Origin of the sequence: Micromonospora sp. ALFpr18c (genome assembly GCF_008868155.1) — a bacterium.
Classification (GTDB): Bacteria; Actinomycetota; Actinomycetes; order Mycobacteriales; family Micromonosporaceae; genus Micromonospora.
Genome location: NZ_WBKR01000032.1, coordinates 1 through 23,652, shown reverse-complemented (window position 1 = coordinate 23,652; position 23,652 = coordinate 1). Strand labels below are relative to the sequence as shown.

Sequence of the window (23,652 nt, the reverse complement as noted above, 5' to 3'; positions counted from 1 at the left end):
GGGCGAAGCGCGCATATGACCAACAGAAGCTGCAAGATCGCGGGAACGTCCGCGGGATGGGGAGATGCTGATGCCGCAGGGACAGCCGAGTCACGTGCCTGCTGACGGGTTGACGACCCGGCAGCGACGACACCGGCCACTGCTGATGGTCCACACCGGACAGATGAAGGGAAAGTCGACGGCGGCCTTCGGGTTGGCGTTGCGGGCGTGGACCGCCGGCATGCCGGTCGGGGTGTTCCAGTTCGTCAAGAGCGCCAAGTGGCGGGTGGGTGAGGAGACCGCCTTCCGGGCGCTCGGCGAGGTGCACGAGCGTACCGGCCAGGGCGCGCCGGTGGCCTGGCACAAGATGGGCGAGGGCTGGTCCTGGATCCAGCGCGGCGGCGACGCCGACCACGCCGCCGACGCCCTGGAGGGCTGGCGGCAGATCCAGCGCGACCTGGCCGCCGAGCGTTACGGGCTGTACGTGCTGGACGAGTTCACCTACCCGATGACGTGGGGCTGGGTGGACGTCGACGAGGTCGTCGCCACCCTGGCCGACCGGCCCGGCTTCCAACATGTGGTGATCACCGGCCGGGACGCCGACCCGCGTCTGGTCGCCGCCGCCGACCTGGTGGCCGAGCTGACCAAGGTCAAGCACCCGATGGACGCCGGCCAGAAGGGCCAGAAGGGCATCGAGTGGTGAGCACGCACTGGGCGCTGCCCCGGGTGGTGATCGCCGCGCCGGCCAGCGGCCACGGCAAGACCACCGTCGCCACCGGGCTGCTCGCCGCGCTGCGCCGCCGTGGCCTGACGGTCAGCCCACACAAGGTCGGCCCGGACTACATCGACCCCGGCTACCACGCGCTCGCCGCCGGACGCCCCGGGCGCAACCTCGACCCGTTCCTGGTCGGCGCCGAGCGCATCGCGCCGCTGCTGCGCCACGGCGCGAGCCTCCCCACACCCGCCGACATCGCCGTGGTGGAGGGCGTGATGGGCCTGCACGACGGCGCGGTCGGCCGCCGCGACTTCGCCTCCACCGCGCACGTCGCCCGGCTCATCGACGCGCCCGTGCTGCTGGTGCTCGACACCACCGCGCAGGGCCGCTCGGCCGCCGCGCTGACACTGGGCATGGCCGGCTTCGACCCCTCGGTGCGGATCGGCGGCGTGATCCTCAACCGGGTCGGCTCACCCCGACACGAGACGCTGCTGCGCGACGCCCTCGCCGAGGTGGACGTACCGGTGCTCGGGGCGGTCACCCGCGCCGCCGAGGTGGCCGCGCCGGCCCGACACCTCGGGCTGGTGCCGGTGGCCGAGCGGGCACCCGAGTCTCTCGCGATCGTCACCGCGCTCGCCGAACTGGTCGAGGCCACCGTGGACCTGGACGCGGTGCTCGCCCTGGCCCGCACCGCCGGGCCACTGACCGCCCCGGCCTGGGATCCGGTCGCCGCCGTCGGCGGGCCGGCCGACACCGAGCGACCGCTGGTCGCGCTCGCCGGTGGTCCGGCCTTCACCTTCTCGTACGCGGAGACCGCCGAACTGCTCACCGCCGCCGGCGCGGACGTGGTCACCGTCGACCCGCTGCGTGACCCGGCACTGCCCACCGGCACCCGCGCGGTGGTGATCGGCGGCGGCTTCCCCGAGGCGTACGCCCAGGCGCTGGCCGCCAACGCCACGCTGCGCGCCGACCTGGCCGACTTCGACGGGCCGATCGTGGCCGAGTGCGCGGGGCTGCTCTACCTGGGACGGTCCCTGGACGGTGTGCCGATGTGCGGCCGGCTGGACCTGACCGCCCGGATGACCGGCCGGCTCACCCTCGGCTACCGGCAGGCGCTGGCCGTCACCGACTCCCCGGTGGCCTCCGCGGGCGAGCCGGTACGCGGCCACGAGTTCCACCGCACCACCACCGACCCGCAGCACGGCGACGTGCCGGCGTGGCGCTGGAACGACACCGCGCACGGCTTCGTCGCCGGCCGTGTGCACGCGTCCTACCTGCACACCCACTGGGCCGGCCACCCGGACGCCGCCCGCCGCCTCGTCGAGGCGTGCCGATGAGCGCGGGCACCCGTCGAGCCGCCGGGTCGACCGACGCCACGCTGACCGGGGTCGGCGTCGGACCCGGCGACCCGGAACTGCTCACCGTCAAGGCCGTGCGGGTCCTGCGTGAGGCCGACGTTGTCTTCGTACCCGTCATGGCGGATCGATTCGGGCCGACCGCGACCGCGGGTCCGCCCCCGCCGGGCGCGGGCGTGGCGACCGGGTCCACGGCGGGCGCGGACGTGGCGACCGGGTCCACGGCGGGCGCGGACGCCGGGCGCGCGGAGGCGACCGTGCGGTCCTACGTCGACCCGGACCGGGTGCGGCGGCTGCCGTTCGCCCTGGACGACCGGGGTGGGGTGACCGCCCGACGGGCGGCGGCCTGGGACGCCGCCGCGCGGGTGGTGGCCGAGGCGGTCGACGCGGGCGGACGGTCGCTGGCGTTCGCCACCATCGGTGACCCGAACGTCTACTCCACCTTCGGCTACCTGGCGCAGAGCGTGCGGGCGCTGCGACCGGCGGTGCGGGTGGCGACCGTGCCCGGCGTCACCGCCATGCAGGAGCTGGCCGCGCGCAGCGGCATCCCGCTCTGCGAGGGACGCGAACCGCTGACCCTGCTGCCGGCCACCGCCGGGCTGGCGCTGTTCGCCGACGCCCTCGCCGGGCCGGGCACCGTGGTCGCCTACAAGGGCTGGCGGCGGCATCCGGAACTGCTCGCCGAGCTGCGCCGACAGGGCCGGCTCGACGACGCCGTTCTCGGCCGCAGTCTCGGCCTGCCCGGCGAACACGTCGGCGGAGTCGACGACACCGAGCACGACCTGCCGTACCTGTCGACGCTGCTGGTCCCCGCCCGCCGCCACCATCGAGGAGGAAAGCTGTGACCAGCGACGGCAAGGTGTGGTTCGTCGGGGCCGGCCCGGGCGCGGCGGACCTGCTGACCCTGCGGGCCGCCCGGGTGATCGCCGAGGCGGACGTCGTGATCTGGGCGGCCAGCCTCGTGCACGCCGACGTCCTCGACCACGCCCGCCCCGACGCGGAGATCGTCGACTCGTCGCAGCTGCCCATCGAGGGGGTGCTGCCGCTCTACCAGCGGGCGGCCGAGCAGGGGCTGAGGGTGGCCCGCATCCACTCCGGCGACCCGGCGCTCTGGGGTGCCGTGCAGGAGCAGCTCGACCTGTGCCGGGCGCTCGGCCTGGCCGTCGAGATCGTGCCCGGGGTGTCCTCGTTCACCGCCGTCGCGGCGATCGTCGGGCGGGAGCTGACCGTGCCCGAGGTCGCCCAGTCGGTGATCCTCACCCGCCTCGAAGGTGGCAAGACCCCGATGCCGCCCGGCGAACGGGTCCGCGACTTCGCCCGGCACGGCACCACCATGGCGCTGTTCCTCTCCGCCGCCCGCTCCGGGCAGGTGCAGGCCGAGCTGCTGGCCGGCGGCTACCCGGCGGACACCCCGGCCGTCGTGGCGTACCAGGCGACCTGGCCCGACGAGCTGGTGGTGCGCTGCACCGTCGGCACCCTGGAGGCGACGGTCAAGCAGCACAAGCTGTGGAAGCACACCCTGTTCCTGGTCGGGCCGGCGCTCGCCGCCGAGGGCACCCGTTCGCACCTCTACCACCCCGGGCACTTCCACACCTTCCGCCGGGCCGAGCCGGCCGCCCGCGCCGAGTTGCGCCGCCAGAGCGGCGCCCGCGCCGGGGAGGCAGGCACACCGTGACGTACGCCGAGCCGCCGCTGCGCGAGCCGGACCTGCCGCGTACCGCGAAGGTCCGGCCCACCGCGCTGCGCACCGGCTGGACCACCGGCGCCTGCGCGACGGCGGCGGCGAAGGCCGCGGTCACCGCGCTGGTCACCGGTGTGCCCCAGCCGGAGGTGGAGATCGGTCTACCCGCCGGCCGGCGGGTGCGCTTTCCGGTGGCCCGGTGCGAGGTGACCGGCACCCCTCCGACCCGCGCCGAGGCGGTGGTGGTCAAGGACGCCGGCGACGACCCGGACGTCACCCACGGCGCCGAGTTGACCGCGACCGTGCACTGGGCCGACGTTCCCGGTCTGCGGTTGGCCGGTGGGCCGGGCGTGGGCACGGTCACGAAGCCCGGCCTCGGGCTCGCGGTCGGCGGCCCGGCGATCAACGACACGCCCCGCCGGATGATCGGCGAGGCGGTGGCCGAGGTGGTCGACCTCGGCGAGGTCGGCGTCCACGTGGTGATCAGCGTGCCCCGGGGCGAGATCATGGCCCGCAAGACCACCAACCGGCGGCTCGGCATCCTCGGTGGCATCTCGATCCTCGGCACCACCGGGGTCGTTCGTCCCTTCTCCACCGCCTCCTGGCGGGCCAGCGTCGTGCAGGCCGTGCACGTGATGGCCGCCCAGGGTGAACGGACCGTGGTGCTGTGCACCGGCGGGCGCACCGAGCGGGCCGCCCGCGCGCTGCTGCCCGACCTGCCCGAGGTCTGCTTCGTCGAGGTCGGCGACTTCACCGGCGCCGCGGTGACCGCCGCCGTGGGTGACGCGATGACCGGGGTGGTCTTCGTCGGCATGGCCGGCAAGCTGGCCAAACTCGCCGCCGGTGTGCTGATGACCCACTACACCCGCTCCACGGTGGACCTCTCGCTGCTCGGCGCGGTGACCGCCGACGCCGGTGGCGATCCGGCGCTGGTCGCCGCCGTGACCGAGGCGAACACCGGTCGGCACGCGTACGAGCTGTGGGAGGCCGCCGGGCTACTCGGCCCGGCCGGTGACCTGCTCTGTCAGCGGGTCCGCGACGTGCTGCGACGGTTCGCCGGGCCGACGGTCACCGTCGACGTGGCGATGGTCGACTTCGCCGGCGCGCGCGTGGTCGCCTCCTCGGGCCGGTGGCCCCGGTGACGCCGACCGAGCCGGTGCCCCCGGTGACGCGGACCGCGCGTGTGGCGCCGCTGACGCCGTCCGAGCCGGTGGCGTCGGTGACCGTGGTCGGGCTGGATGCCGCCGGTGCACCGCCGCACCCCGCCCTCGCGTCCGTGCTGGCCGCCGCCGGGCTGGTGGTGGGTGCCGCCCGGCACCTGGCCGCGGTGCCCGTGCCGGCCGGCGCGGACACCGTCACCCTCGGACCGCTCGCCCCCGCCGTGCGTCGCCTGGCCGAGGCCGTCGCCGCCGGGGTGCCAGCCGTGGTGCTGGCCAGCGGGGATCCCGGCCTGTTCGGCATCGTCCGGCGGCTACGCGCGGCCGGGCTGCCGCTGCGGGTGGTGCCGGCGGTGTCCAGTGTGGCCGCCGCGTTCGCCCGCGCCGGGCTGCCCTGGGACGGCGCCGCCGTGGTCACCGCGCACGGACGCGACCCCCGAGCCGCGCTGAACGCGTGCCGGGCACTGCCGCTGGTCGCGGTGCTCACCGCCCCCGGTGCCGGCGCGGCGGAGTTGGGCGCCGGCCTGGTCGGCTGGTCGCGTCGCCTGCTGGTCGCCGAACACCTGGGCACCGACGCGGAACGGATCCGCGCGGTGACCCCCGAGCAGGCCGCCGCCGAGAGCTGGGCCGACCCGCACGTCCTGCTCAGCCTCGCCGAGCCCGCATCGACCGGCTGCGGCGTCGGTACCGCGGGTGCGGGTCAGTCCGCCCTCGCGACCGGTGGCATGCGGGTAGACAACCAGCCCGCCGCCGCGCCGGCCGGAGGATGGGCGCTGCCGGAGACCCGGTACGCCCACCGCGACTCGATGATCAGCAAGTCCGAGGTGCGGGCTCTCGTCGTCGCCCGGCTGCGCCCCCGACTGGGTCGGTTGATCTGGGACGTCGGGGCGGGCAGCGGCTCGGTCGGCATCGAGTGCGCCCTGCTCGGCGCGGCCGTGCTCGCCGTCGAACAGGACCGGGGCGCCGGCGCGACCATCCAGGCCAACGCCGCCGCGCACGGGGTGAACGTCCGGCTCGTCGCCGCACGGGCACCGGAGGCGCTGGCCGGGCTGCCCGAGCCGGACGCGGTCTTCGTCGGCGGTGGCGGCGTCGACGTCCTCGCCGCCGTGGCGGCCCGCCGGCCCGAGCGGGTGGTCCTCACCCTGGCCGCACTGGACCGGGTCGCACCAGCCGTGGGCCTGCTGCGCGCCGCCGGCTACACGGTCGAGGGTGTCCAGCTCTCCGCCGCCCGCCTCGCCGACCTGCCCGGCGGGTCGATCCGCCTCGCGGCCACCAACCCGGTGGTCGTCCTCACCGGGGAGCGCCCGTGCACGACCTGACCGTGACCACCCGCGTCGGCCTGGTGGCGACCACCGCCGCCGGCCGCCGGCACGCCGACACCCTGGCCGCCGCCTGGCCGCACGCCCGGCTGGTCCAGGCGGAGACCGTCGCCGACGCGCTGCGGACCGCCTGGGCCGAATGCGACGCGGTGATCGCGTTCCTGGCCACCGGAGCGGTGGTACGGATCCTCGCGCCGCTGCTCGACGACAAGCGCACCGACCCGGCCGTGGTGGTCGTCGACGAGGCCGCCCGGCACGCCGTGGCCCTGCTCGGCGGGCACGCCGGCGGGGCCAACGCCCTCGCCGAGCAGGTCGCCGCGCTGCTGGACGCCCGGCCGGTGATCACCACCGCCACCGACGCGGTCGGCCTGCCGGGGCTGGACACCCTCGGCTGGCCCGTGCGGGGCGCGGTCGCCGCGGTGTCCCGGGCCATCCTGGACGGCGAGCCGGTCCAGCTGATCGCCGACGCCGACTGGCCGCTGCCCGCCCTGCCGCCGAACGTGCGCGCCGCCACCCGTTTCGAGTCCACCGCCGACGACACCACCGGCAGCGCCGCCGACGACACCGCTGGCAGCGCCGCCGACGACACCACCGGCAGCGCCGCCGGGTACCGCCTGCTGGTCACCGACCGAGTGGTGCCGCTCGACGACCGGACCGCCGTGCTGCGACCCCCGTCGCTGGTCGCCGGGGTGGGCGCGAGTCGGGGCGTACCCGCCGCCGAGGTGGCGGAGCTGCTGCACCGGGTGCTGGCCGACGCCGGCCTCGACCCGGCGAGCCTGCGCTGCCTGACCAGCGCCGACGTCAAGGCCGACGAGGCGGGCATCCGCAGCACCGCCGACGCGCTCGGCGTACCCCTGGTGACCTGGCCGGCGACGCGGCTGGCGGCCATCGACGTGCCGCACCCCAGCGAGGTGGTCCGCGCCGCGGTCGGCACGCCGAGCGTGGCGGAGGCCGCGGCGCTGCTCGGTCCGGACGGCCGGGCCGACGACGCCACGCTGCTGGTGGGGAAGACCGCGTCGGCGATGGCCACCGTGGCGGTGGCGCGGCACGCGCCGTGCGGCCGGCTGGCCGTCGTGGGGCTCGGGCCCGGCGCCGCCGACCTGCGCACCCCCCGCGCGGTCGCCGAGCTGCGCCGCGCGGCCGTGGTGGTGGGCCTGGACCAGTACCTCGACCAGGTGCGCGACCTGCTCCGTCCGGGCACCCGGGTGCTGTCCAGCGGGCTGGGCGCGGAGGAGGCACGGGCCCGCGCCGCCGTCGCCGAGGCCGCCGCCGGCCGGGCGGTCGCGCTGGTCGGGTCCGGCGACGCCGGGGTGTACGCGATGGCCAGCCCCGCCCTGGAGTACGCCGACGAGCGGATCGACGTGATCGGCGTGCCCGGGGTGACGGCCGCCCTCGCCGCCGGCGCGCTGCTCGGCGCGCCGCTGGGTCATGACCACGCCTACCTGAGCCTGTCGGACCTGCACACCCCGTGGGAGGTCATCGAGCGGCGGGTGGCGGCGGCTGCCGAGGGTGACTTCGTCACGGTGTTCTACAACCCGCGCAGCCGGGCACGCGACTGGCAGCTCGGCACGGCGCTCGGCATCCTCGCCGCGCACCGGCCAGCGGACACCCCGGTCGGCGTGGTGCGCAACGCGAGCCGCCCCGGCGAACGGGTGCACCTGGCCACGCTGTCCACCCTCGACCCGGCCGTGGTGGACATGTACAGCATCGTGCTGGTCGGCAACAGCGACACCCGGCTGGTCGGCGGACGGATGGTCACACCCCGGGGGTACCGGTGGCGTTCGTGACCATCGACGCCTGCCAGGGCTGCGGCGCCTGCCTGCTCACCTGCCCCACCCACGCGATCCGGCCGGTCGCCGGCGGCCTGACGGTACGCGCCGACCGCTGCACCGGCTGCCTGGAGTGCCTGGAGATCTGCCCGGTCGACGCGATCCGCGTCACCGGCCCGGACATGTCGGAAGGAGCCCGATGAGACGGGTGGTGCACCCGATCGAGGCGGAGTCGTATCGCATCCTGCGCGAGCGGGTCGACCTGTCCGACCTGCCGCCGCTGAGCCGCGCGGTGACCGAACGGGTCGTGCACGCCAGCGCCGACCTCGCGTACGTCGACGACCTGGTCTGCGACGAGGCCGCCCTGGAGTCGGGGCTGGCCGCGCTGCGCGCGGGCGCGCCGGTGGTGACGGACGTGGCGATGGTCGCCGCCGGCATCACCCGCGCCGGCCTGGAACTGGTCTGCCCGGTCGCCGAGCCGGCCGCCGCCGAGCTGGGCCGCTCGGCCGGCATCACCCGGTCGGCGGCGGCCGTGCGGATCGCGCTGGACCGGGTCGGGCCGGGCGCGGTCTGGGTGGTCGGCTGCGCGCCCACCGCGCTCGTCGAACTGCTGACCCTGGACGCCGCGCCGGCGCTGGTCGTCGGCCTGCCGGTCGGTTTCGTGGGTGCCGCCGAGTCGAAGGCGGCGCTGCGGGCCAGCGGCCTGCCCGCCGTGTCCAACGTGGGGGAGAAGGGCGGCTCGGCGGTCGCCGCCGCCGCCCTCAACGCCCTGCTCTACGTCGAGGAGAAGCCATGACCGGGTTGGTCATCGTCGGGCACGGTACGCGCAGCGCGGCCGGGGTCGACCAGTTCGCCGCGCTCGTCGAGCGGGTCCGCCGGCGCGGCGACGTCGCCGACGTCGAGGGCGGCTTCATCGAGCTGTCCCGGCCGCCGCTCACCGACGCGGTCGGCGCCCTCGTCGCCCGCGGGCACCGGGCAGTCGTGGCGCTGCCGCTGGTGCTCACCGCCGCCGGGCACGGCAAGGGCGACATCCCCGCCGCCATGGGCCGCGAACAGCAGCGCCACCCCGGGCTGACCTACCGTTACGGCCGCCCGCTCGGCCCCCACCCACTGCTGCACGACGCCCTGGAACAGCGCATCGACGCCGCACTGGCCGGTGCGGACCACACCGACACCGCGGAGCGGGCCGGCACGTGGGTCGCGTTGATCGGGCGGGGGTCCACCGACCCGGACGCCAACGCCGAGGTCGCCAAGGTGGCCCGACTGCTCTGGGAGGGGCGCGGCTACGCCGGTGTCGAACCGGGGTTCATCTCCCTGGCCCAGCCGTCGGTGCCGGCGGTGCTGGAGCGGCTGCGCCGCCTCGGCGCGCGGCGGATCGTGGTGGCGCCGTACTTCCTGTTCGCCGGGGTGCTGCCCGACCGCATCGTCGCGCAGTCGGCGCAGTTCGCCGCCGCGCACCCCGACCTGGACGTCCGCGTCGCCGAGGTGATCGGTGACTGCGACGCCCTCGCCGACCTCGTCCTCGAACGCTACGCCGAGGCGCTGGGCGGGGACATCCGGATGAACTGCGACACCTGCGCGTACCGGGTGCTGATGCCCGGCTTCGCCGACAAGGTGGGCCGTCCGCAACGCCCGCACGACCACCCCGACGACCCGGTCGGCGGCCACCACCATCAACATCACCACGGGCACGACCATCACCACGACCACGGTTCGGTCGCGGTGGTCGGCGGCGGGCCCGGACCCGACGACCTGATCACGGTACGCGCGAAGGCGTTGCTCGACGCGGCGGATGTCGTGGTGGTCGACCGGCTCGCCCCGCAGGGTCTGCTCGCCGGGCTGCGCCCCGACGTGCTGGTGATCGACGCCGCGAAGGTGCCCCGTGGCCCGTCGATGTCGCAGGACGCCATCAACGCGGCCCTGGTGGCACACGCCCGCGCCGGTCGCCGGGTGGTGCGGCTCAAGGGCGGCGACCCGTACGTCTTCGGGCGCGGCCACGAGGAGGTGCTGGCCTGCCGGGCGGCCGGCGTGCCGGTGAGCGTGGTCCCCGGGGTAAGCAGCGCGATCGCCGCACCGGCCCTCGCCGGCGTTCCGGTCACCCACCGGGGCGTGGCGCACGACGTCACGATCGTGTCCGGGCACCTACCGCCCGGGCACCCCGACTCCCTGGTCGACTGGGCGGCGCTGGCCCGCGCCCGGGGCACCGTCGTGCTGCTGATGGCCGTCGACACCATCGCGAAGATCGCCACCGTGCTGATCGAGCATGGCCGCGCCCCGGACACCCCGGTGCTCGCCGTGCAGGACGCCGGGCTGCCGCACCAGCGGTCGGTGCCGGCCCGGCTGGACGAGATCGGCGCGGTCGCCGCCCGGGAGGGCATCGGCCCGCCCGCCGTCTTCGTCCTCGGCCCGGTGGCCGCCCTCACGAGCACCGGGCCGACGAACTGACTACTCGCTGCGGGCGGTCTCCGGCCCGGTGATGCGTTCCAGCAGCGGCAGGGTGGAGGCGATGACGCCGAGGCAGGTGACCAACCCGACGACGACGATCACGTAGAAGCGCGGCTCCGGTGCGATGAGCCGGTAGTCCATCTGTGCCCGCAGAAACAGGTGCGCGGCGAGCAGGCCCATCCCGATGGCGACCGCGGCGACGGCGAGCATCGGTATGGCGCTCTCCAGCGCGACCACCCGGCGCAGCACCCGTACCGGCGCGCCGCTGAGGCGCAGCAGGCTGAATGGGCGCCGGCGTTCGGTGAGGCCGCCGATGACGCTGACCGCGAGGCTGCACCCGCCGAGCGCGAGGCTGGCGATGATGACGACGTTGGCCAGTTGTTCCCAGCCGCGCAGCGTGTCGGCGAAGTCCGACTCGAAGTCACCGGGCACGTTCGGCCCCACCCAGAAGGTCGGGTAGGCGATCTCCAGCACGGTGCGGACGCGCTCGACGGCGGAGGCGGACCCGTCCGTGCCGACGACGATCGACACCACCGGCAGCCGCTGGAGATCGTCGAGGGTGAGCGGGGCGGCGGGCCAGACCGTCGCGGGTGACGCGGACTCCCGCCAGCGGCTGAGGCCCATCGGCACCTCGATGACGCTCGCGCCCTCGGCGCACCGGCCGTAGGCGCTGGGGAGGTCGGTGCACGCGATCACCCCGGCCTCGCCCGCGGTGGTCACCTCCGGGTTCTCGCGGATGGCGGTCGCGGAGCGCACCCCGGTGATCGCGCGCAGCTCGGTGAAGAGCGTGTCGGGCACCGACGGCGTCTTCTCGTCGAAGACCGTGGTCACGGTGCCCGCGTCGGTCGAGCCGGTGGGGGCCGGGCCGCGGTTCGTGACGATCGTGGTGATCACGCCGACGGCCACGCTCGTCACGAAGAGCGCGAGCATGATGCCGCTGATGGCCCGGAAGCCGGCCTTCGGGTTGTCGGCGAGGCGTCGCGCGGCGATGAGCGCGGCGGGTCGATTGGCGTACCGGGCCAGGATCCGGGCACCGACCATCGTCAACCACGGACCGGCGAAGACCAGGCCGGCCATGATGAGCAGCAGGGCGGGCAGGAAGATCGCGGTCTGGCCGTCGGACGCTTCCGGCTTGAAGCCGATGGCGAAGAACAGCACGGCGAGACCGAGCAGGGCCGGGATCAGCCGGTACGCGCGCGGTGCCCGGGGGGTGACGCGGCGGGTGACGCCCAGCGGCGAGATCCGGACGCGGCGCAGGGAAACCTGGGCCGCCACCGCCGCGCCGACCGGGACGCCCAGCGCCACCAGCAGGGCATCCAGCACGCCCAGTGACATGTCGCTGGGAAAGAACGGCATGCCGGTGAACGGGATCCCCGCCAGGGGGTCGCGGAAGGCATAGAACAGTCCGAAGCCGACGGCGGTGCCGGCGACGGCGGCGGCGGCCGCCTCCACGGCGGCGACCAGGGAGATCTGCCTCGGTGTCGCGCCGACCAGGCGCATCGCGGCGAAGCGCTGCTCCCGGCGGGCCGCGCTGAGCCGCGTGGCCGTGCCGATGAAGATCAAGACAGGAAACAGAAGCCCGCCGGCGATCACACCCAGGATGAGGTTGACCGTCGTCTCCGGGATGGCGGGGGTGTCGCCGACGCTGGTGACCTGTTTCGCAGCCGGCAGTTTGGCGACCTCGTCGGGGGTGCCGCCCGCGACGACGAGCAGGGTGTCCGGCGAGGTCAGCGCGGCCGGCCCGACGGTGCCCAGGTCACGCCCCGGGTAGCGGTCGCCCAGTTGGTCGGCCGGTTGGGCGGCCAGCAGTGCCCGCAACGCGGGCGAGGCGTAGTACTCGCCCGGCCCCGGAGTTGCCGGGACGCCGACCGGGGTGGGCGCGGTCGGCCCGGTCGCGGCGACGTCGATCCGGATGATCTGCTTGCCCTGGAAGTAGTCCTGCCGGGTCGACCACCACAGCGGGTCGGCGTCGCCGGCGGAGGCGTTCGGATACATCGACGCGTACCGGGTGAGCTGGGCGTTGACCGCGTTGACCCCGGCCAGAGTGGTCAGCAGCAGTCCACTGCCGACGGCGACGGCGGCGGCGATGACGAGCAGGCGGGTGAGCGCCTCGCGGCCGCCGGCCACGGCGAGGCGGAGCCCGAAGCGGATCACGAGGCGATCCGGTCCGGCGCGTTGACGCGCCCGTCGCGGACCATGACCTCACGGTCGGCGTACGCCGCGATCCGGGGTTCGTGGGTGACCAGGATGACCGTGGTGCCCTGCTCGCGGGCGGCGCTGACCAGCAGGTCCATCACCTGCTCGCCGGTGAGCGAGTCGAGTGCGCCGGTCGGCTCGTCGGCGAAGAGCACCTGCGGCTCGGCGACCAGCCCGCGGGCCAGGGCGACGCGCTGCGCCTGCCCGCCGGACAGCTCACCCGAGCGCCGCTGCTCCAGACCGTCCAGGCCGAGGCGCGCGAACCAGGCACTCGCCTTCGGCAGCGCCTGCTTGCGGTGTACGCCGCTGAGCAGCAGCGGCAGGGCGACGTTCTCCACCGCGGTGAGCTCGGGGACCAGCTGGCCGAACTGGAACACGAAACCGAAGCGGTCCCGGCGAAGGCTGCTGCGCTGGGTCTCGGTCATGGCGTCGACCCGGACCCCGTCGAAGAGGATCTCGCCGGAGTCGGGCACCAGGATGCCGGCCAGGCAGTGCAGCAGGGTGGACTTGCCCGAGCCGCTGGGGCCCATGACGGCGAGGATCTCGCCCGCGTCCACGGCGACGCTGGCGCCGCGCAGCGCGGCGGTCTGGCCGAAGGCGAACGTCACGTCGCGTGCCTCGATCACGACGCTCATGGCCGCACCTCCTTGCGCAGGGCGTCCAGTCGGGCGCCGGTCATCTCGATCCACCGGAGGTCCGCCTCCAGGTGGTACAGCCCGTGGTCGGCGAGCAGCGCGTCGACCAGGCTGCCGGCGCGCTTGATCTCGGTCAGCTCACGCATCCGCCGCAGGTGCGCGCTGCGCTGGGTGTCGAGGTACTCGGCGGCCGGCCGGTCCAGCATCAGCGCGAGCACGACCTTCGCGAAGAGCACCGTCTGCAGGTGCGGCTCGGGATCGACCGGCTGGGTCAGCCACTGCTCGACCTCGGTCGCGCCGACGTCGGTGATGATGTAGCGCTTGCGGTCGGGGCCGGACCCGGGGGCGACGTCGCTGATCACCACCTTGCCGTCGCGGGCCAGCCGGCTGAGGGTGGAGTAGACCTGGCCGAACGGCAGCGGCTTGCCCCGGCCGAAGAAGGCGTCGTAGTCGCGCTTCAGGTCGTACCCGTGGCTGGGCTCGCGTTCGAGGAGGCCGAGAAGGGTCAGTGGGACGCTCATGAGGGGAGACTACACCGAGGGTATACCTCGCGTATATACCCTCGGTGTGGTCAGCCGGTCAGAGCGCGGCCCAGGGCGTATCCGACGGAGGCGGCGGCGAGCCCGGCGGCGATGCTGCCGAGCACGTTGGCCAGGGCGAGCAGACGGTGACCGCCCCGGGTCAACCGCAGCGTCTCGTAGCTGAACGTGGAGTAGGTGGTCAGCGCGCCGCAGAACCCGGTGCCGACCAGCGCGGTCACCGCCGGGCCGGCCGGCGACCCGACGAGGGCGCCGAGCAGCAACGACCCGATCACGTTGACGGTCAGCGTGCCCCAGGGAAACGCGGAGTCGTGCCGGGACTGCACGGCCCGGTCGGTCAGGTAGCGCAGTGGCGCGCCGACGGCCGCGCCCAGGGCGATGAGCAACACGGTCATCGGGCGGCCCTCGGCCGCAGCAGTCCTGCCGTGACGGCGTCGCCCAGCCCGACCGCGACGAGCGCACCGAGCACCGTCGCGGCGAGATACGCCAGCGCGGTGCCCGGTGCGCCCTCGACGAGGGCCTGCTGGACGTCCACCGCGTAGGTGGAGAACGTGGTGAACCCGCCGAGCACACCGACCCCGAGGAACGGGCGGGCCAGGGGGTGCCCGCCGCCGAGGTGCCCGAGCACCGCCATCAGCACGCCGATCAGCAGGCAGCCGGACACGTTGACGCCGAACGTCGCCCAGCCGAAGCCGGTCGGCGGGTGCGGGGCGGCGTGCTGCAGGCCGGCTCGGGCCAGCGCACCGAGCACCCCGCCGGCCGCGATCGTGGCGAGAATCGTCGCGGGGTGCGCGGTCAGCTCACTCCGGTCGGCGGGGACGCGGAGATCGACGTCGGGATCGGTGCGCTGGTCCGGCGGCTCTGACACGGGTCCTTAGCGTACTGCCGCGACGGCCGCGTCCGGGCCGCCCCGCCACACCGTGCCGACCTCGCCGAACCCGGCGGCGGTGAGCGCGGCCAGGTGCCAGGAGGCCGGCGGGTTGAAATCCGGGCTGTGCCCGCTCGGGTAGATGGCCTGCCGCTGGGCGACCAGCGGTGCGAGCTCCGGATCGGCGGCGGCCCGCGCCCACCAGTCCGACCAGGACAGCACCGAGCCGGCCGCGTACCGGGCGTTGCGCCGGTCGCGCGCCCGGTCCGTCAGTCGTTTGGTCAGCTCCGGCAGGGTGTCGTCGGGCATGTGGTCGGCATTGACGAGGATTCCGCCCGGTCGCAGCACGTCGCGCAGCTCGGCGTAGAGCTGGCCGAGCCGGTCGGCGGGCAGCCAGTGCAGGGCGGTGGCGGTGAGCACGGCGTCGTACTCGCGGTGGGGGAGCGCGGAGCGCCAGTCGGGGGTGCCGAGGTCGGCGGTGACGATCGTGGCCCGGTCGGCGAGGGAGGCGCCGACGATGGCGAGCAGCGCCGGGTCGAGGTCGACCAGGGTCACCTCGGCGCCGGGGAAGCGGGCCAGCGCCCGCAGGGTGATGGTGCCGGTGCCGCCGGCCAGGTCGAGCAGGCGCGGCGGCCGGCCGTCGAGGACCGCGTCGACCGCGTCGAGCATGGCGGTGAGGCGGTGGTCCCGGTCCGGCATGAACGCCTCCTGCTGGCGGTCCCAGCTCTCCTGCCACGCCGACGGATCCGTGATGTAAGGACTCATGACGATCAGGCTAGTTACCTGAGTGGGCCAGGTCCAGACCTTGTTGCACATGTTTTGCAATTAAGGGATGCTCGCGGGGGGATGATCAGAGCGACGCCGGGTCGGATGTTCCGCCCGACCCGGCGCCCCGCACGTCGATGGCTCAGACCGGCGCCGGCGTCCGGTCCGCCTCGGCCGTCGCCGGCGTACGGCGGGCCAGCCGCAGCGCGCCCAGCAGGACGCCCAGGCCGACCAGGGTGAGCGCGGCGCCCGCCCAGATGGGCGCGGTGTAGCCGAGCCCGGCGGCGATGGTCACCCCGCCGACCCAGGCGCCCAGCGCGTTGCCGAGGTTGAACGCCGCGATGTTCGCCCCCGAGGCGAGGGTCGGCGCCTCCTGGGCGTACCGCATGATCCGCATCTGCAGCGGCGGCACGGTGGCGAACCCGAAGCCGCCCATCAGCACCAGCGAGACGACGGTCAGCGCCGGGCTCGTCGCGGTCAGGGCGAACCCGACGAGCACCACGGTGAGCGCGGCCAGCACGGTGACCAGCGTGCGCGACAGCGACACGTCCGCCGCCCGGCCGCCGAGCAGGTTGCCGGCGAAGAGCCCCACTCCGAAGAGGACGAGCAGCCACGGCACGGTGCCGGCGGCGAAGCCACTGACCTCGGTGAGCGTGTAGGCGATGTAGGTGAACGCGCCGAACATGCCCCCGAAGCCCAGCACCGTGATCACCAGTGAGAGCCAGACCTGCGAGTGGGTGAAGGCGCGCAGCTCGCCGCGCAGCCCGCCGGCCGGACCCGCCCCGTCGACGGCACCGCGACCGGGTACGAGCAGCGCCAGCCCGATCAGGGCGACCACGCCGATGCCGGTGATCGCCCAGAACGTGGACCGCCAGCCGAGGTGCTGGCCGAGGAAGGTGCCGAACGGCACGCCCAGCACGTTGGCGATGGTCAGCCCGGCGAACATCATGGCGATCGCGCCCGCCCGCCGGGCCGGCGCGACGAGGCCGGCGGCCACCACGGCGCCGATGCCGAAGAACGCGCCGTGGCAGAGCGCGGCGACGATCCGGCCGGCCATCATCACGGCGTAGTCGCCGGCGACCGCGCAGAGCAGGTTGCCGATGATGAACAGCACCAGCAGGCCGAGCAGCACCGGCTTGCGCGGCAGTCGGGTGACCGCGGCGGTGAGGGCCACCCCGCCGACGGCCACGCTGAGCGCGTAGCCGGAGATCAGCCAGCCGGCCACCGGCTCGGTGACCGCGAAGTCGTCGGCCACCTCGGGTAGGAGGCCCATGATCACGAACTCGGTGAGCCCGATGCCGAAGGCGCCGAGGGCCAGCGCGATCAAACCGGGCGGCAGGGACGGGTGGCGTACGGGCATGGTCTTCCCATCGGGGAGGGGTCAGATAGGCGGCGTATGCAACTAAGCGCGCCAGCAATGAAATACTTGCACACGCTTTATATCGGCGCAAGCGTGGTAGCCTGGGGTCGTCCAGATCACCACCCGGGAGGCCGGCATGGGCATCGCCGACGATGCGGTCGAGATCCGCGCGCAGGGCTGGCGCACCCTCGCCGCGCTGCACGGGCTGATCGAGACGTCCCTGGAACGGGCGTTGCAGTCCGGTCACGAGCTGTCCGTCGTCGAATACACGGTGCTCGACGCGCTCTCCCGACAGGACGGCTGGCACATGCGGATGAGTCAGCTCGCCCGCGCGGCCGCGCTCTCCAGCAGCGCCACCACCCGCCTCGTCACCCGCCTCGAACAGCGCGGCCTGCTCACCCGGATCCTCTGCGCCGACGACCGGCGCGGCATCTACACCGAGCTGACCCCGGCCGGCTCCGACCTGCTCGCCCGTGCCCGACCCACCCATGACCGGGTGCTCACCGGCGCGCTGGCCGAGGCGGAGGCCACCCCCGAGTTGGCCCCGCTGGTCGACGCCCTGCACCGCCTGCCAGCGGCCCGCTGACCGACCCGGGCGTACGGTGACCGGCAGTCCCGGCCGGGGACCGTCGCGAAGGAGGCAGGCGATGCAGGACCGCACCCCTCGTCCCGAGGAGCTGGAGCCGATCGAGCGCGCTGGCGTCGACGAGCTCCGCGACCTGCAACGTGAGCGGCTGCGCTGGTCGTTGCGGCACGCGTACGACAACGTGCCGCACTACCGCCGCGCGTTCGACGCCGCCGGGGTGCACCCCGACGACTGCCGCGACCTCGACGACCTGGCCCGCTTCCCGTTCACCGGCAAGGCGGAGCTGCGGGACAACTACCCGTTCGGCATGTTCGCCGTACCCCGCGAGCGGGTCGCCCGGCTACACGCCTCCTCCGGCACCACCGGCCGACCCACCGTGGTCGGCTACACCCGCGACGACCTGCGTACCTGGGCGCGCCTGATGGCCCGGTCGATCCGTGCCTCCGGCGGCCGTCCCGGCGACCGGGTGCACGTCGCGTACGGCTACGGGCTCTTCACCGGCGGACTGGGCGCGCACTACGGCGCCGAGGAACTGGGCTGCACGGTCATCCGGTCTCCGGGGGCATGACCGAACGTCAGGTGATGCTGATCCGCGACTTCGAACCCGAGGTCATCATGGTCACGCCCAGCTACATGCTCGCCATCGTGGACGAGATGCAGCGCCAGGGTCTCGACCCCCGCGCCACGTCACTGCGGGTGGGCATCTTCGGGGCGGAGCCGTGGACCGAGGACATGCGCCGGGAGATGCAGCAGCGGCTGGACATCCACGCGGTCGACATCTACGGGCTCTCCGAGGTGATGGGTCCGGGCGTGGCCACCGAGTGCGTCGAGACCAAGGACGGGCTGCACCTCTGGGAGAGGAGATCGCCGCGATGCCCCCGCCGAGCGCCCTGATACCCCGGCTGGCCGCACTGGTCTGACCCCCGCCCCGCGTGGCCGGGCCATCCTGCCGCCCCCCTGCGGCAGGATGGCCCGATGCGACACGTCGTGCTGTTCCACTCCGTGTACGGGTTGCGGCCCGCCGTCCGCGCCGCCGCGGACCGGTTGCGCGCCGCCGGGCACCAGGTCACCGCCCCCGATCTGTACGGCGTCCCGGCCACCGACGTCGTCGAGGAGGGCTTCGCGCTGCTCGACAAGATCGGCCACGAGGTGGTGCTCGACCGGGCCCGCGCGGCGCTGCACGACCTGCCCCCGCAGACCGTGCTCGCCGGCTTCTCGATGGGCGCCGGTGTGGCCGGGGCGCTGCTGGCCGAGCGCCCCGACGCCGCCGGCCTGCTCCTGCTGCACGGCACCGGCGGCGCACCGGACGCGGTCCGCCCGGGGCTGCCGGTGCACCTGCATCTCGCCGACCCTGATCCGTACGACGCGCCGGACGAGGTCGACGAGTGGCGGCAGGCGATGACCGACGCCGGCACCGACCTGACCGTCTACCGTTACCCCGGCGTCGGGCACCTGTTCACCGACCCGGACCTGGCCGAGTACGCCCCGGACGCCGCCGCCGCGGCCTGGGCCCGGGTGCTGGCCTTCCTCGCCGCCGACTGAGCGTCGAGGTCCGCCGGCCGCCGTGGCCCCGGGCTCACCGGGCGCCAGCGCCGACGCGCGGCGGCGTGGCGGTGCCGTAGACCCGCTTGGCGTGCGCGGCGTACGACCGGGGCGCGATGACCGGCATGAGCAGCCGTGCCGGCAGTGGGGCGTGCGCGAGCACCGCCTTGATCACAGCCGGGTCGCCCTCGTACATGGCCATGCCGAAGCTCAGCGGCAGAACCTTCTTCGGGAGGTCGCGCATCGTGTGCTCACCGAGCTGCGCCCACTCCGCCGCGGTGACGTACTTCTCCGCCAGCGGCAGGATCTCGGCCTCCTCCATGGCCATGTGCTCGGTCGCCGCGGCGCCCAGACGCTCCAGGGCGTCAGCCAGGATGTTCCCGTCGCGGGCTGTCCGGCGCCAGGCGGGGAGCAGGGCGACGACCGCCGTGTAGGCCTGCTCGATGGCGTGGTGCTGCGCCTGCATGGTGGGGACGACGGCAGCCGCCTCCGCGCCTCCGCGCTCGGCGAGCAGCGGCCACAGGTACACGTCCTCGCCCTCGTGGTGCAGGTGCAGCTGCTGGCACATGAGCGCGGCGTGGGCACCGACGACCTCCGCGCGCTTCACATCATCCGGCCGCACGTCGCGGACGAGCTGCGGAAGCAGGCCGAACTCGCGACGGAACACGATGTGCACCATGTACATGTCGCGCACGTCGGCCATGGCTTGCTGGTGGTTCTGAGTCACGGTGACCCTTTCCGAGGGCATCAACGGGCACAGTCCTCTTGATCATCCGCAGTGCCACTTGGAACCGACTTGGAACCGGCTGACGCGAGGATCAGGCGGTCAGCGCGGCGGTGGCCTCGGCCAGCCAGTGCGGTGCCCCCCACCGCCGGGCCACCGTGGCCGCCAGCGTGAAGTGCCGCCTCGCCTCCTCGGTGCGCCCCAGTAGGCGGAACAGCTCCCCGAGCGTCAACGCGACCGGACGCAGCGCGAACGACGTCGTGCAGTAGCCGGCCAGTTGGTCACGAACCGGCAGCAGCAGGTCGATCAAGGGCTCGGCCAGGTCCCGCAGGCCCAGTGCGACGACGGCCATCGCCCGCGCGGTGAGCAGCAACGACTGGAAGTAGTCGGGACGGTACGTGTGCCGCCCCACGATCGCGCGCGCCTCGTCCACCTGCCCGCTCTCGACCAGCGCCAACGCCAGCAGGTCGTCGACGATCGGACCGAGGATCCGGCGCGCCGCCCGGGTCGGCTCCACGTGCTCGGCCAGACGGCCCTGGCTGATCAGCAGCGTGGCCGTGGCGAGGAACTGGAACGCCTCGGCGTGCAGCGAGCCCTGCCGCCGCATCTGCCGGGCGACCTCGGCGTAGCGCTGCTCGGCCGCCACGAGGTCGCCGGCGACATGGGCCTGGGCGGCGAGTGAGCTGAGGTGGATCACCTGCGCCTCGCTGAGCTGGTACGCCTGCGCCAACGCCCCCTGCCGCGTGAGGCTGGCCCGTAACCCGTCCGGCTCGTTGAGCGCTGCCGCAGACTGCCCGATCACCTCTTCGGCGAACCAGCGGTAGGTGACCAGATCGTGGTCGTCGGCCAGATTCCGCAGTTCGAGTGCCAGCTCGCGGCGCTGCGTGGCCTCCAGGTCGTAGCGCATGGTGCGGACGCGGGCCAACAGCCCGACGGCCCGCAGCTCGGGGTCGTCCAGCCCCCGCGAGATGGCCAGCGCCTCCCGACCGGCCGCCGTGCCCCGCGGGTCGGACTCGCCCACCAGCTCGGCGGACAGCGCCTCCAGCAGCCGGCAGCGGTCGACCGGGCCCAGGGCGTCGGCGCGCAGCAATCGGGTGAGCAGCTCGACGACCTGATGGTCCAGGATGCCGTACACGTGCGGCGGCCAGAGGGTGGGCACCGTCCAGGCGGTGAACGCCGCGACCAGCAGCTCGTCCCGGCCGGACGCGAGGGCGACCTCGATCGCCCGGCCGCGGGTCCGCCGGGCGGCGACCATCGCGCCGGCGCGAGCCTGAGCGCGCAGCAGCCGACCCAGCAGGTCGACGCGCAGCGCCTCGCGATCCCCGGGAACCGTCGCGGCGGCGTCGACGGCGTTGCCGAGCAGCTCGATCGCGGCGTCGTACGCGTAGCGCCGCTCGGCCAGCTCCGCCGCGCGCACCGCGTAGTCGACGGCGAGCGGCGCGGTCTCGGCGGACGCGGCGCGGGCGTAGTGGTACGCCAACGCCGGGTAGTCGTCGGGGTTCACCCGGCGGGTGGCGGCGGCGATCCGGGCGTGCAGCTGGGTCCGGCGCAGCTGGGACAGGTCGGTGTAGATGGTGTCCCGGACGAGCCCGTGCACGAACCGCACCCGCCCCGGCGCCGGTTCGGTGAGCAGCCCGGCGGCCAGCCCGGTCTCCACGGCGTCGAGGACCGCGCCCTCGTCCGTCTCGGCGGCGTCGACCAGGGTGGCGACGTCCGCCTCCCGCCCGGCGGCGGCGGCGAGGCGCAGCACCGACACCGCCGACGGTGGCAGTCGGGACAGTCGTCGGCGCAGCACGTCGCGGACCCCCTCCGGCACGTCGGAGGTGGCGACGAGGGTGCCCTCGGCGGCGAGCAGCCGGGCCGACTCCCGCACGTAGAAGGGATTCCCGCCGGTCCGCTCGGACAGGGCGGTGATGGTGTCCGGGTCGACGGTGCTCCGCGCCAACGCCCCGACGAGGCGCCCCACCTCGGCCGGCGTCAGGCCGTCCAGTTCGATCCGGCGGGGTGATCGGCGGGCCAGCACGGCCATGGTGTCGACGAGCCGGTCGCGGTTGTCGGCGGGTCGCAGCGCCGCCACGAACAGCACGGCGCCGTCGGTCAGGTCGGTGACGCTGCTCAGCAGGAGCAGCGTCTCGGCGTCGGCGGCGTGCAGGTCGTCGAGGACGACGGCGACCGGCCGGTCGGCCGCGGCGGCGCGCAGCCAGGCGGCGACGGCGCGGTGCAGCCGGAACCGTCCGGCGGTGACATCGCCGGCCGACTGCCCGTCGGCGTCCCCGAGCAGGGGGGCGAGCGCCGGGGCGAGCGTCCCGGGCGGTGCCTCCTCGGCGAGCTGCCGCAGCGCCTCGACCCACGCCCAGGCCGGCGGCGCGCCGTCCACCTCGGGGCAACGGCCAACGGCGACCAGCCAGCCGCGGGTGGTGAGCTCCGACCGGAATCGGGCGAGCAGACTGGTCTTGCCGGCCCCCGCCTCTCCGTAGAGCAGCACGGTGCGCGGCCCGTCCGCCCGCGCCTCGGCGGCTGCCTGCCCGAGAGCCGTGAGTTCGGCCTCCCGGCCGATGAAGACGTCCTCCGACGCCGGCTGCTCGACGTCGGCGCGGACCCCGGTGGCGGTCACCGGCGGGAGCAGGTCGAGACGCTGGCCCAGGATCGCGGACTCCAGCTCGACCAGCGCCGGGCCGGGATCCAGGCCGAGCCGCTCGACCAGGATCGCCCGTGCCCGTCGCAGGGCGGCGAGCGCGTCCCCCTGGCGACCGGTACGCCACAGGGCCAGCGCCAGCAGCCGCCAACTCTCCTCCCGCAGTGGCGCCTGCCTGGTCAGCACCTCCGCCTCCGGCACCGCCTCCGCCGCGTCGCCGGAGTCCAGCGTCGCCTGCAGCAGCAGTTCCCGTGCGACGAGGCGCAGCTCCTCCAGCCGCGTCACCTCCGGCTGTGCCCACGGCTCCCCGGCGAACTCGGCGTACGCCGCACCACGCCACAGATCCAGGCCGGTGCCGAGCAGCCGCCGGGCGCGAGCCGGGTCGATGGCGCCGACCGCGCGCGCCTCGCCGAGCAGCGACTCGAACCGGCCGGCGTCCACGGTGTCGGTGGGCACCCGCAGCGCGTAGCCGGGCGGCGCGGTGACCAGCACCCGGGCGGGCGTCCGGGGTTCCCGGTCCGGCTCGAGCAGGCGGCGCAGGTGTGAGACGTACGCCTGGAGGGACGCGATCGCCCGAGGTGGCGCGTCGCCCCGCCACAGGTCGTCGATCATCCGGTCGACGGAGACGACGTGGCCCCGGGCCGCCAGCAGCAGCGCGAGCACGGCGCGTTGGCGGGGGCCGCCGAGGTCGACCGGTCCGCCTGTGTCGACCTCGACCTCAAGCGGCCCGAGCACCCGTAGCAGCATGACTGCACCCATCCTAGTCGTCCCGGTACGGGCCGTTTGCCGGCCCTGCCGGACACGTGTCGTCCGATACCGGGTCGCCATCGTCAAGATCCTGGGGTGGAGGGTGCGGTAGTGACGACTTCTGGGCGTCAAGTGATCACCGGACGTCCGACGCACCGACGGAGGCCGACGGTCTCCGGTGGACCCTCAGGCGGAGGCGGCCAGGCCATCCGGGCGGATCAATGGCGGAGGCCAGTGACCGCCCGCACTGCTCGACCTCACGGACGACGCTGCCCCCGGGGTCGGCGGCACGTCGCCCGCCGACGCGACGGCTCGGAGCCGACGGAAGCCGGGCGGAGCGTTGTTGTCGACGGTCTGCACGGCGGGCCGGGTGGCCATCGTCGGCGTGGACACGCGCCGACGCAGCGGCGCCGGGCCGGTGGAACCGTCCGGCCGCGCCGGGCCCAGTGCCGCGAAGACCGCGTCGAGGCGGCCGGCCCGGGCGCGAGCGGCGTCGAGGCGCACGACCGCACCGCCCCTCGCCGCCGAGCCACCCACGCCGACGCCAGCAGCACGATCGGCGCCAACGGCGCCAGCGCGGACGGCGGCCCCGCGGACGGCGGCCCCGCGGACGGCGGCCCCGCGGACGGCGGCCC

The 23,652-nt window shown here is 74.9% G+C and carries 23 protein-coding genes and 1 pseudogene; 14 read left to right on the top strand and 10 right to left on the bottom strand.

Features of this window, described 5'->3' with window-relative positions:
- Nucleotides 1-70 precede the first annotated feature (70 nt).
- The 10 genes from cobO to cobA are packed head-to-tail and all read left to right on the top strand — an operon-like array spanning nucleotide 71 to nucleotide 10,420.
- The gene (gene cobO / locus F8271_RS09120) at nucleotides 71-682 is read left to right on the top strand and encodes a cob(I)yrinic acid a,c-diamide adenosyltransferase (RefSeq protein WP_151489257.1); all 612 of its coding nucleotides are present in this window, start codon (nucleotides 71-73) and stop codon (nucleotides 680-682) included.
- Complete coding sequence (locus F8271_RS09115) at nucleotides 676-2,031, top strand: cobyrinate a,c-diamide synthase (RefSeq protein ID WP_151489256.1); 1,356 nt, start codon at nucleotides 676-678, stop codon at nucleotides 2,029-2,031. The genes cobO and F8271_RS09115 overlap by 7 nt, the downstream gene beginning before the upstream one ends.
- Nucleotides 2,028-2,894, top strand: coding sequence for a precorrin-2 C(20)-methyltransferase (locus tag F8271_RS09110; protein ID WP_151489255.1), 867 nt, complete (start codon nucleotides 2,028-2,030; stop codon nucleotides 2,892-2,894). The genes F8271_RS09115 and F8271_RS09110 overlap by 4 nt, the downstream gene beginning before the upstream one ends.
- Nucleotides 2,891-3,724, top strand: coding sequence for a precorrin-4 C(11)-methyltransferase (cobM, locus tag F8271_RS09105; protein WP_151489254.1), 834 nt, complete (start codon nucleotides 2,891-2,893; stop codon nucleotides 3,722-3,724). The genes F8271_RS09110 and cobM overlap by 4 nt, the downstream gene beginning before the upstream one ends.
- On the top strand, nucleotides 3,721-4,872 hold the full coding sequence (locus tag F8271_RS09100; protein WP_151489253.1) for a cobalt-precorrin-5B (C(1))-methyltransferase: 1,152 nt from the start codon (nucleotides 3,721-3,723) through the stop codon (nucleotides 4,870-4,872). The genes cobM and F8271_RS09100 overlap by 4 nt, the downstream gene beginning before the upstream one ends.
- A 23-nt stretch (nucleotides 4,873-4,895) precedes the next feature.
- Nucleotides 4,896-6,206: a precorrin-6y C5,15-methyltransferase (decarboxylating) subunit CbiE gene (gene cbiE / locus F8271_RS09095; RefSeq protein ID WP_225854299.1), complete on the top strand. Its 1,311-nt coding sequence runs from the start codon at nucleotides 4,896-4,898 to the stop codon at nucleotides 6,204-6,206.
- Complete coding sequence (gene cobJ, locus F8271_RS09090; RefSeq protein ID WP_151489252.1) at nucleotides 6,194-7,993, top strand: precorrin-3B C(17)-methyltransferase; 1,800 nt, start codon at nucleotides 6,194-6,196, stop codon at nucleotides 7,991-7,993. The genes cbiE and cobJ overlap by 13 nt, the downstream gene beginning before the upstream one ends.
- Complete coding sequence (locus tag F8271_RS09085; protein ID WP_151489251.1) at nucleotides 7,981-8,178, top strand: DUF362 domain-containing protein; 198 nt, start codon at nucleotides 7,981-7,983, stop codon at nucleotides 8,176-8,178. Before cobJ ends, F8271_RS09085 begins: the two co-directional genes overlap by 13 nt.
- Nucleotides 8,175-8,771: a precorrin-8X methylmutase gene (locus tag F8271_RS09080; protein WP_151489250.1), complete on the top strand. Its 597-nt coding sequence runs from the start codon at nucleotides 8,175-8,177 to the stop codon at nucleotides 8,769-8,771. The genes F8271_RS09085 and F8271_RS09080 overlap by 4 nt, the downstream gene beginning before the upstream one ends.
- Nucleotides 8,768-10,420: a uroporphyrinogen-III C-methyltransferase gene (cobA, locus tag F8271_RS09075; RefSeq protein ID WP_151489249.1), complete on the top strand. Its 1,653-nt coding sequence runs from the start codon at nucleotides 8,768-8,770 to the stop codon at nucleotides 10,418-10,420. Before F8271_RS09080 ends, cobA begins: the two co-directional genes overlap by 4 nt.
- Here cobA and F8271_RS09070 read toward each other — a convergent pair whose 3' ends face one another.
- The 7 genes from F8271_RS09070 to F8271_RS09040 form a co-directional block, all read right to left on the bottom strand.
- Nucleotides 10,421-12,574 (bottom strand): FtsX-like permease family protein, encoded by a 2,154-nt coding sequence (locus F8271_RS09070; protein ID WP_151489248.1) that lies wholly within the window; start codon nucleotides 12,572-12,574, stop codon nucleotides 10,421-10,423.
- Nucleotides 12,571-13,251 carry an ABC transporter ATP-binding protein gene (locus F8271_RS09065; RefSeq protein ID WP_151489247.1) on the bottom strand — a complete coding sequence of 227 codons (681 nt, stop codon included), beginning with the start codon at nucleotides 13,249-13,251 and terminating at the stop codon, nucleotides 12,571-12,573. The genes F8271_RS09070 and F8271_RS09065 overlap by 4 nt, the downstream gene beginning before the upstream one ends.
- The gene (locus F8271_RS09060) at nucleotides 13,248-13,772 is read right to left on the bottom strand and encodes a PadR family transcriptional regulator (protein WP_151489246.1); all 525 of its coding nucleotides are present in this window, start codon (nucleotides 13,770-13,772) and stop codon (nucleotides 13,248-13,250) included. Before F8271_RS09060 ends, F8271_RS09065 begins: the two co-directional genes overlap by 4 nt.
- A 50-nt stretch (nucleotides 13,773-13,822) precedes the next feature.
- Nucleotides 13,823-14,185, bottom strand: coding sequence for a fluoride efflux transporter CrcB (gene crcB, locus F8271_RS09055; RefSeq protein WP_151489245.1), 363 nt, complete (start codon nucleotides 14,183-14,185; stop codon nucleotides 13,823-13,825).
- Entirely contained in the window at nucleotides 14,182-14,658 is a 477-nt protein-coding gene (locus F8271_RS09050) for a CrcB family protein (RefSeq protein WP_151489244.1), read from the bottom strand. Before F8271_RS09050 ends, crcB begins: the two co-directional genes overlap by 4 nt.
- A 6-nt stretch (nucleotides 14,659-14,664) precedes the next feature.
- Complete coding sequence (locus tag F8271_RS09045; RefSeq protein ID WP_151489243.1) at nucleotides 14,665-15,423, bottom strand: trans-aconitate 2-methyltransferase; 759 nt, start codon at nucleotides 15,421-15,423, stop codon at nucleotides 14,665-14,667.
- Between the two features lie 142 nt (nucleotides 15,424-15,565).
- Nucleotides 15,566-16,783, bottom strand: a complete 1,218-nt coding sequence (locus tag F8271_RS09040; protein ID WP_305069472.1) for an MFS transporter — start codon at nucleotides 16,781-16,783, stop codon at nucleotides 15,566-15,568.
- Between the two features lie 136 nt (nucleotides 16,784-16,919).
- Between F8271_RS09040 and F8271_RS09035 the strand changes: the two genes are divergently transcribed.
- The 4 genes from F8271_RS09035 (at nucleotide 16,920) to F8271_RS09025 (ending at nucleotide 18,911) form a co-directional block, all read left to right on the top strand.
- Nucleotides 16,920-17,369, top strand: a complete 450-nt coding sequence (locus tag F8271_RS09035; RefSeq protein ID WP_151489242.1) for a MarR family winged helix-turn-helix transcriptional regulator — start codon at nucleotides 16,920-16,922, stop codon at nucleotides 17,367-17,369.
- Between the two features lie 61 nt (nucleotides 17,370-17,430).
- Nucleotides 17,431-17,937: a hypothetical protein gene (locus tag F8271_RS33050; RefSeq protein WP_225854295.1), complete on the top strand. Its 507-nt coding sequence runs from the start codon at nucleotides 17,431-17,433 to the stop codon at nucleotides 17,935-17,937.
- Nucleotides 17,934-18,263, top strand: coding sequence for an AMP-binding protein (locus tag F8271_RS33045; RefSeq protein WP_225854294.1), 330 nt, complete (start codon nucleotides 17,934-17,936; stop codon nucleotides 18,261-18,263). The genes F8271_RS33050 and F8271_RS33045 overlap by 4 nt, the downstream gene beginning before the upstream one ends.
- An 81-nt stretch (nucleotides 18,264-18,344) precedes the next feature.
- On the top strand, nucleotides 18,345-18,911 hold the full coding sequence (locus tag F8271_RS09025; protein ID WP_151489241.1) for a dienelactone hydrolase family protein: 567 nt from the start codon (nucleotides 18,345-18,347) through the stop codon (nucleotides 18,909-18,911).
- A gap of 34 nt (nucleotides 18,912-18,945) precedes the next feature.
- Here F8271_RS09025 and F8271_RS09020 read toward each other — a convergent pair whose 3' ends face one another.
- The 3 genes and pseudogenes from F8271_RS09020 to F8271_RS32270 form a co-directional block, all read right to left on the bottom strand.
- Nucleotides 18,946-19,614, bottom strand: a complete 669-nt coding sequence (locus F8271_RS09020; RefSeq protein ID WP_225854293.1) for a hemerythrin domain-containing protein — start codon at nucleotides 19,612-19,614, stop codon at nucleotides 18,946-18,948.
- A 115-nt stretch (nucleotides 19,615-19,729) separates the two neighbouring features.
- Entirely contained in the window at nucleotides 19,730-23,017 is a 3,288-nt protein-coding gene (locus F8271_RS09015; protein WP_225854292.1) for a BTAD domain-containing putative transcriptional regulator, read from the bottom strand.
- Nucleotides 23,018-23,203: 186 nt separating this feature from the next.
- A pseudogene (locus tag F8271_RS32270) lies at nucleotides 23,204-23,652 on the bottom strand (adenylyl cyclase class-3/4/guanylyl cyclase); the annotation flags it as partial.

Excerpts from the sequence above, each read along its gene's own strand:
- cobA (WP_151489249.1), top strand. The coding sequence starts at position 8,768 with ATGACCGGGTTGGTCATCGTCGGGCACGGTACGCGCAGCGCGGCCGGG.
- F8271_RS09065 (WP_151489247.1), bottom strand. The coding sequence starts at position 13,251 with ATGAGCGTCGTGATCGAGGCACGCGACGTGACGTTCGCCTTCGGCCAG.
- F8271_RS33050 (WP_225854295.1), top strand. The coding sequence starts at position 17,431 with ATGCAGGACCGCACCCCTCGTCCCGAGGAGCTGGAGCCGATCGAGCGC.
- crcB (WP_151489245.1), bottom strand. The coding sequence starts at position 14,185 with ATGACCGTGTTGCTCATCGCCCTGGGCGCGGCCGTCGGCGCGCCACTG.
- F8271_RS09025 (WP_151489241.1), top strand. The coding sequence starts at position 18,345 with ATGCGACACGTCGTGCTGTTCCACTCCGTGTACGGGTTGCGGCCCGCC.
- F8271_RS09045 (WP_151489243.1), bottom strand. The coding sequence starts at position 15,423 with ATGAGTCCTTACATCACGGATCCGTCGGCGTGGCAGGAGAGCTGGGAC.
- F8271_RS09035 (WP_151489242.1), top strand. The coding sequence starts at position 16,920 with ATGGGCATCGCCGACGATGCGGTCGAGATCCGCGCGCAGGGCTGGCGC.
- F8271_RS09080 (WP_151489250.1), top strand. The coding sequence starts at position 8,175 with ATGAGACGGGTGGTGCACCCGATCGAGGCGGAGTCGTATCGCATCCTG.
- F8271_RS09040 (WP_305069472.1), bottom strand. The coding sequence starts at position 16,783 with ATGCCCGTACGCCACCCGTCCCTGCCGCCCGGTTTGATCGCGCTGGCC.
- F8271_RS09015 (WP_225854292.1), bottom strand. The coding sequence starts at position 23,017 with ATGCTGCTACGGGTGCTCGGGCCGCTTGAGGTCGAGGTCGACACAGGC.
- F8271_RS33045 (WP_225854294.1), top strand. The coding sequence starts at position 17,934 with ATGACCGAACGTCAGGTGATGCTGATCCGCGACTTCGAACCCGAGGTC.
- cobO (WP_151489257.1), top strand. The coding sequence starts at position 71 with ATGCCGCAGGGACAGCCGAGTCACGTGCCTGCTGACGGGTTGACGACC.
- F8271_RS09060 (WP_151489246.1), bottom strand. The coding sequence starts at position 13,772 with ATGAGCGTCCCACTGACCCTTCTCGGCCTCCTCGAACGCGAGCCCAGC.
- F8271_RS09110 (WP_151489255.1), top strand. The coding sequence starts at position 2,028 with ATGAGCGCGGGCACCCGTCGAGCCGCCGGGTCGACCGACGCCACGCTG.
- F8271_RS09020 (WP_225854293.1), bottom strand. The coding sequence starts at position 19,614 with ATGGCCGACGTGCGCGACATGTACATGGTGCACATCGTGTTCCGTCGC.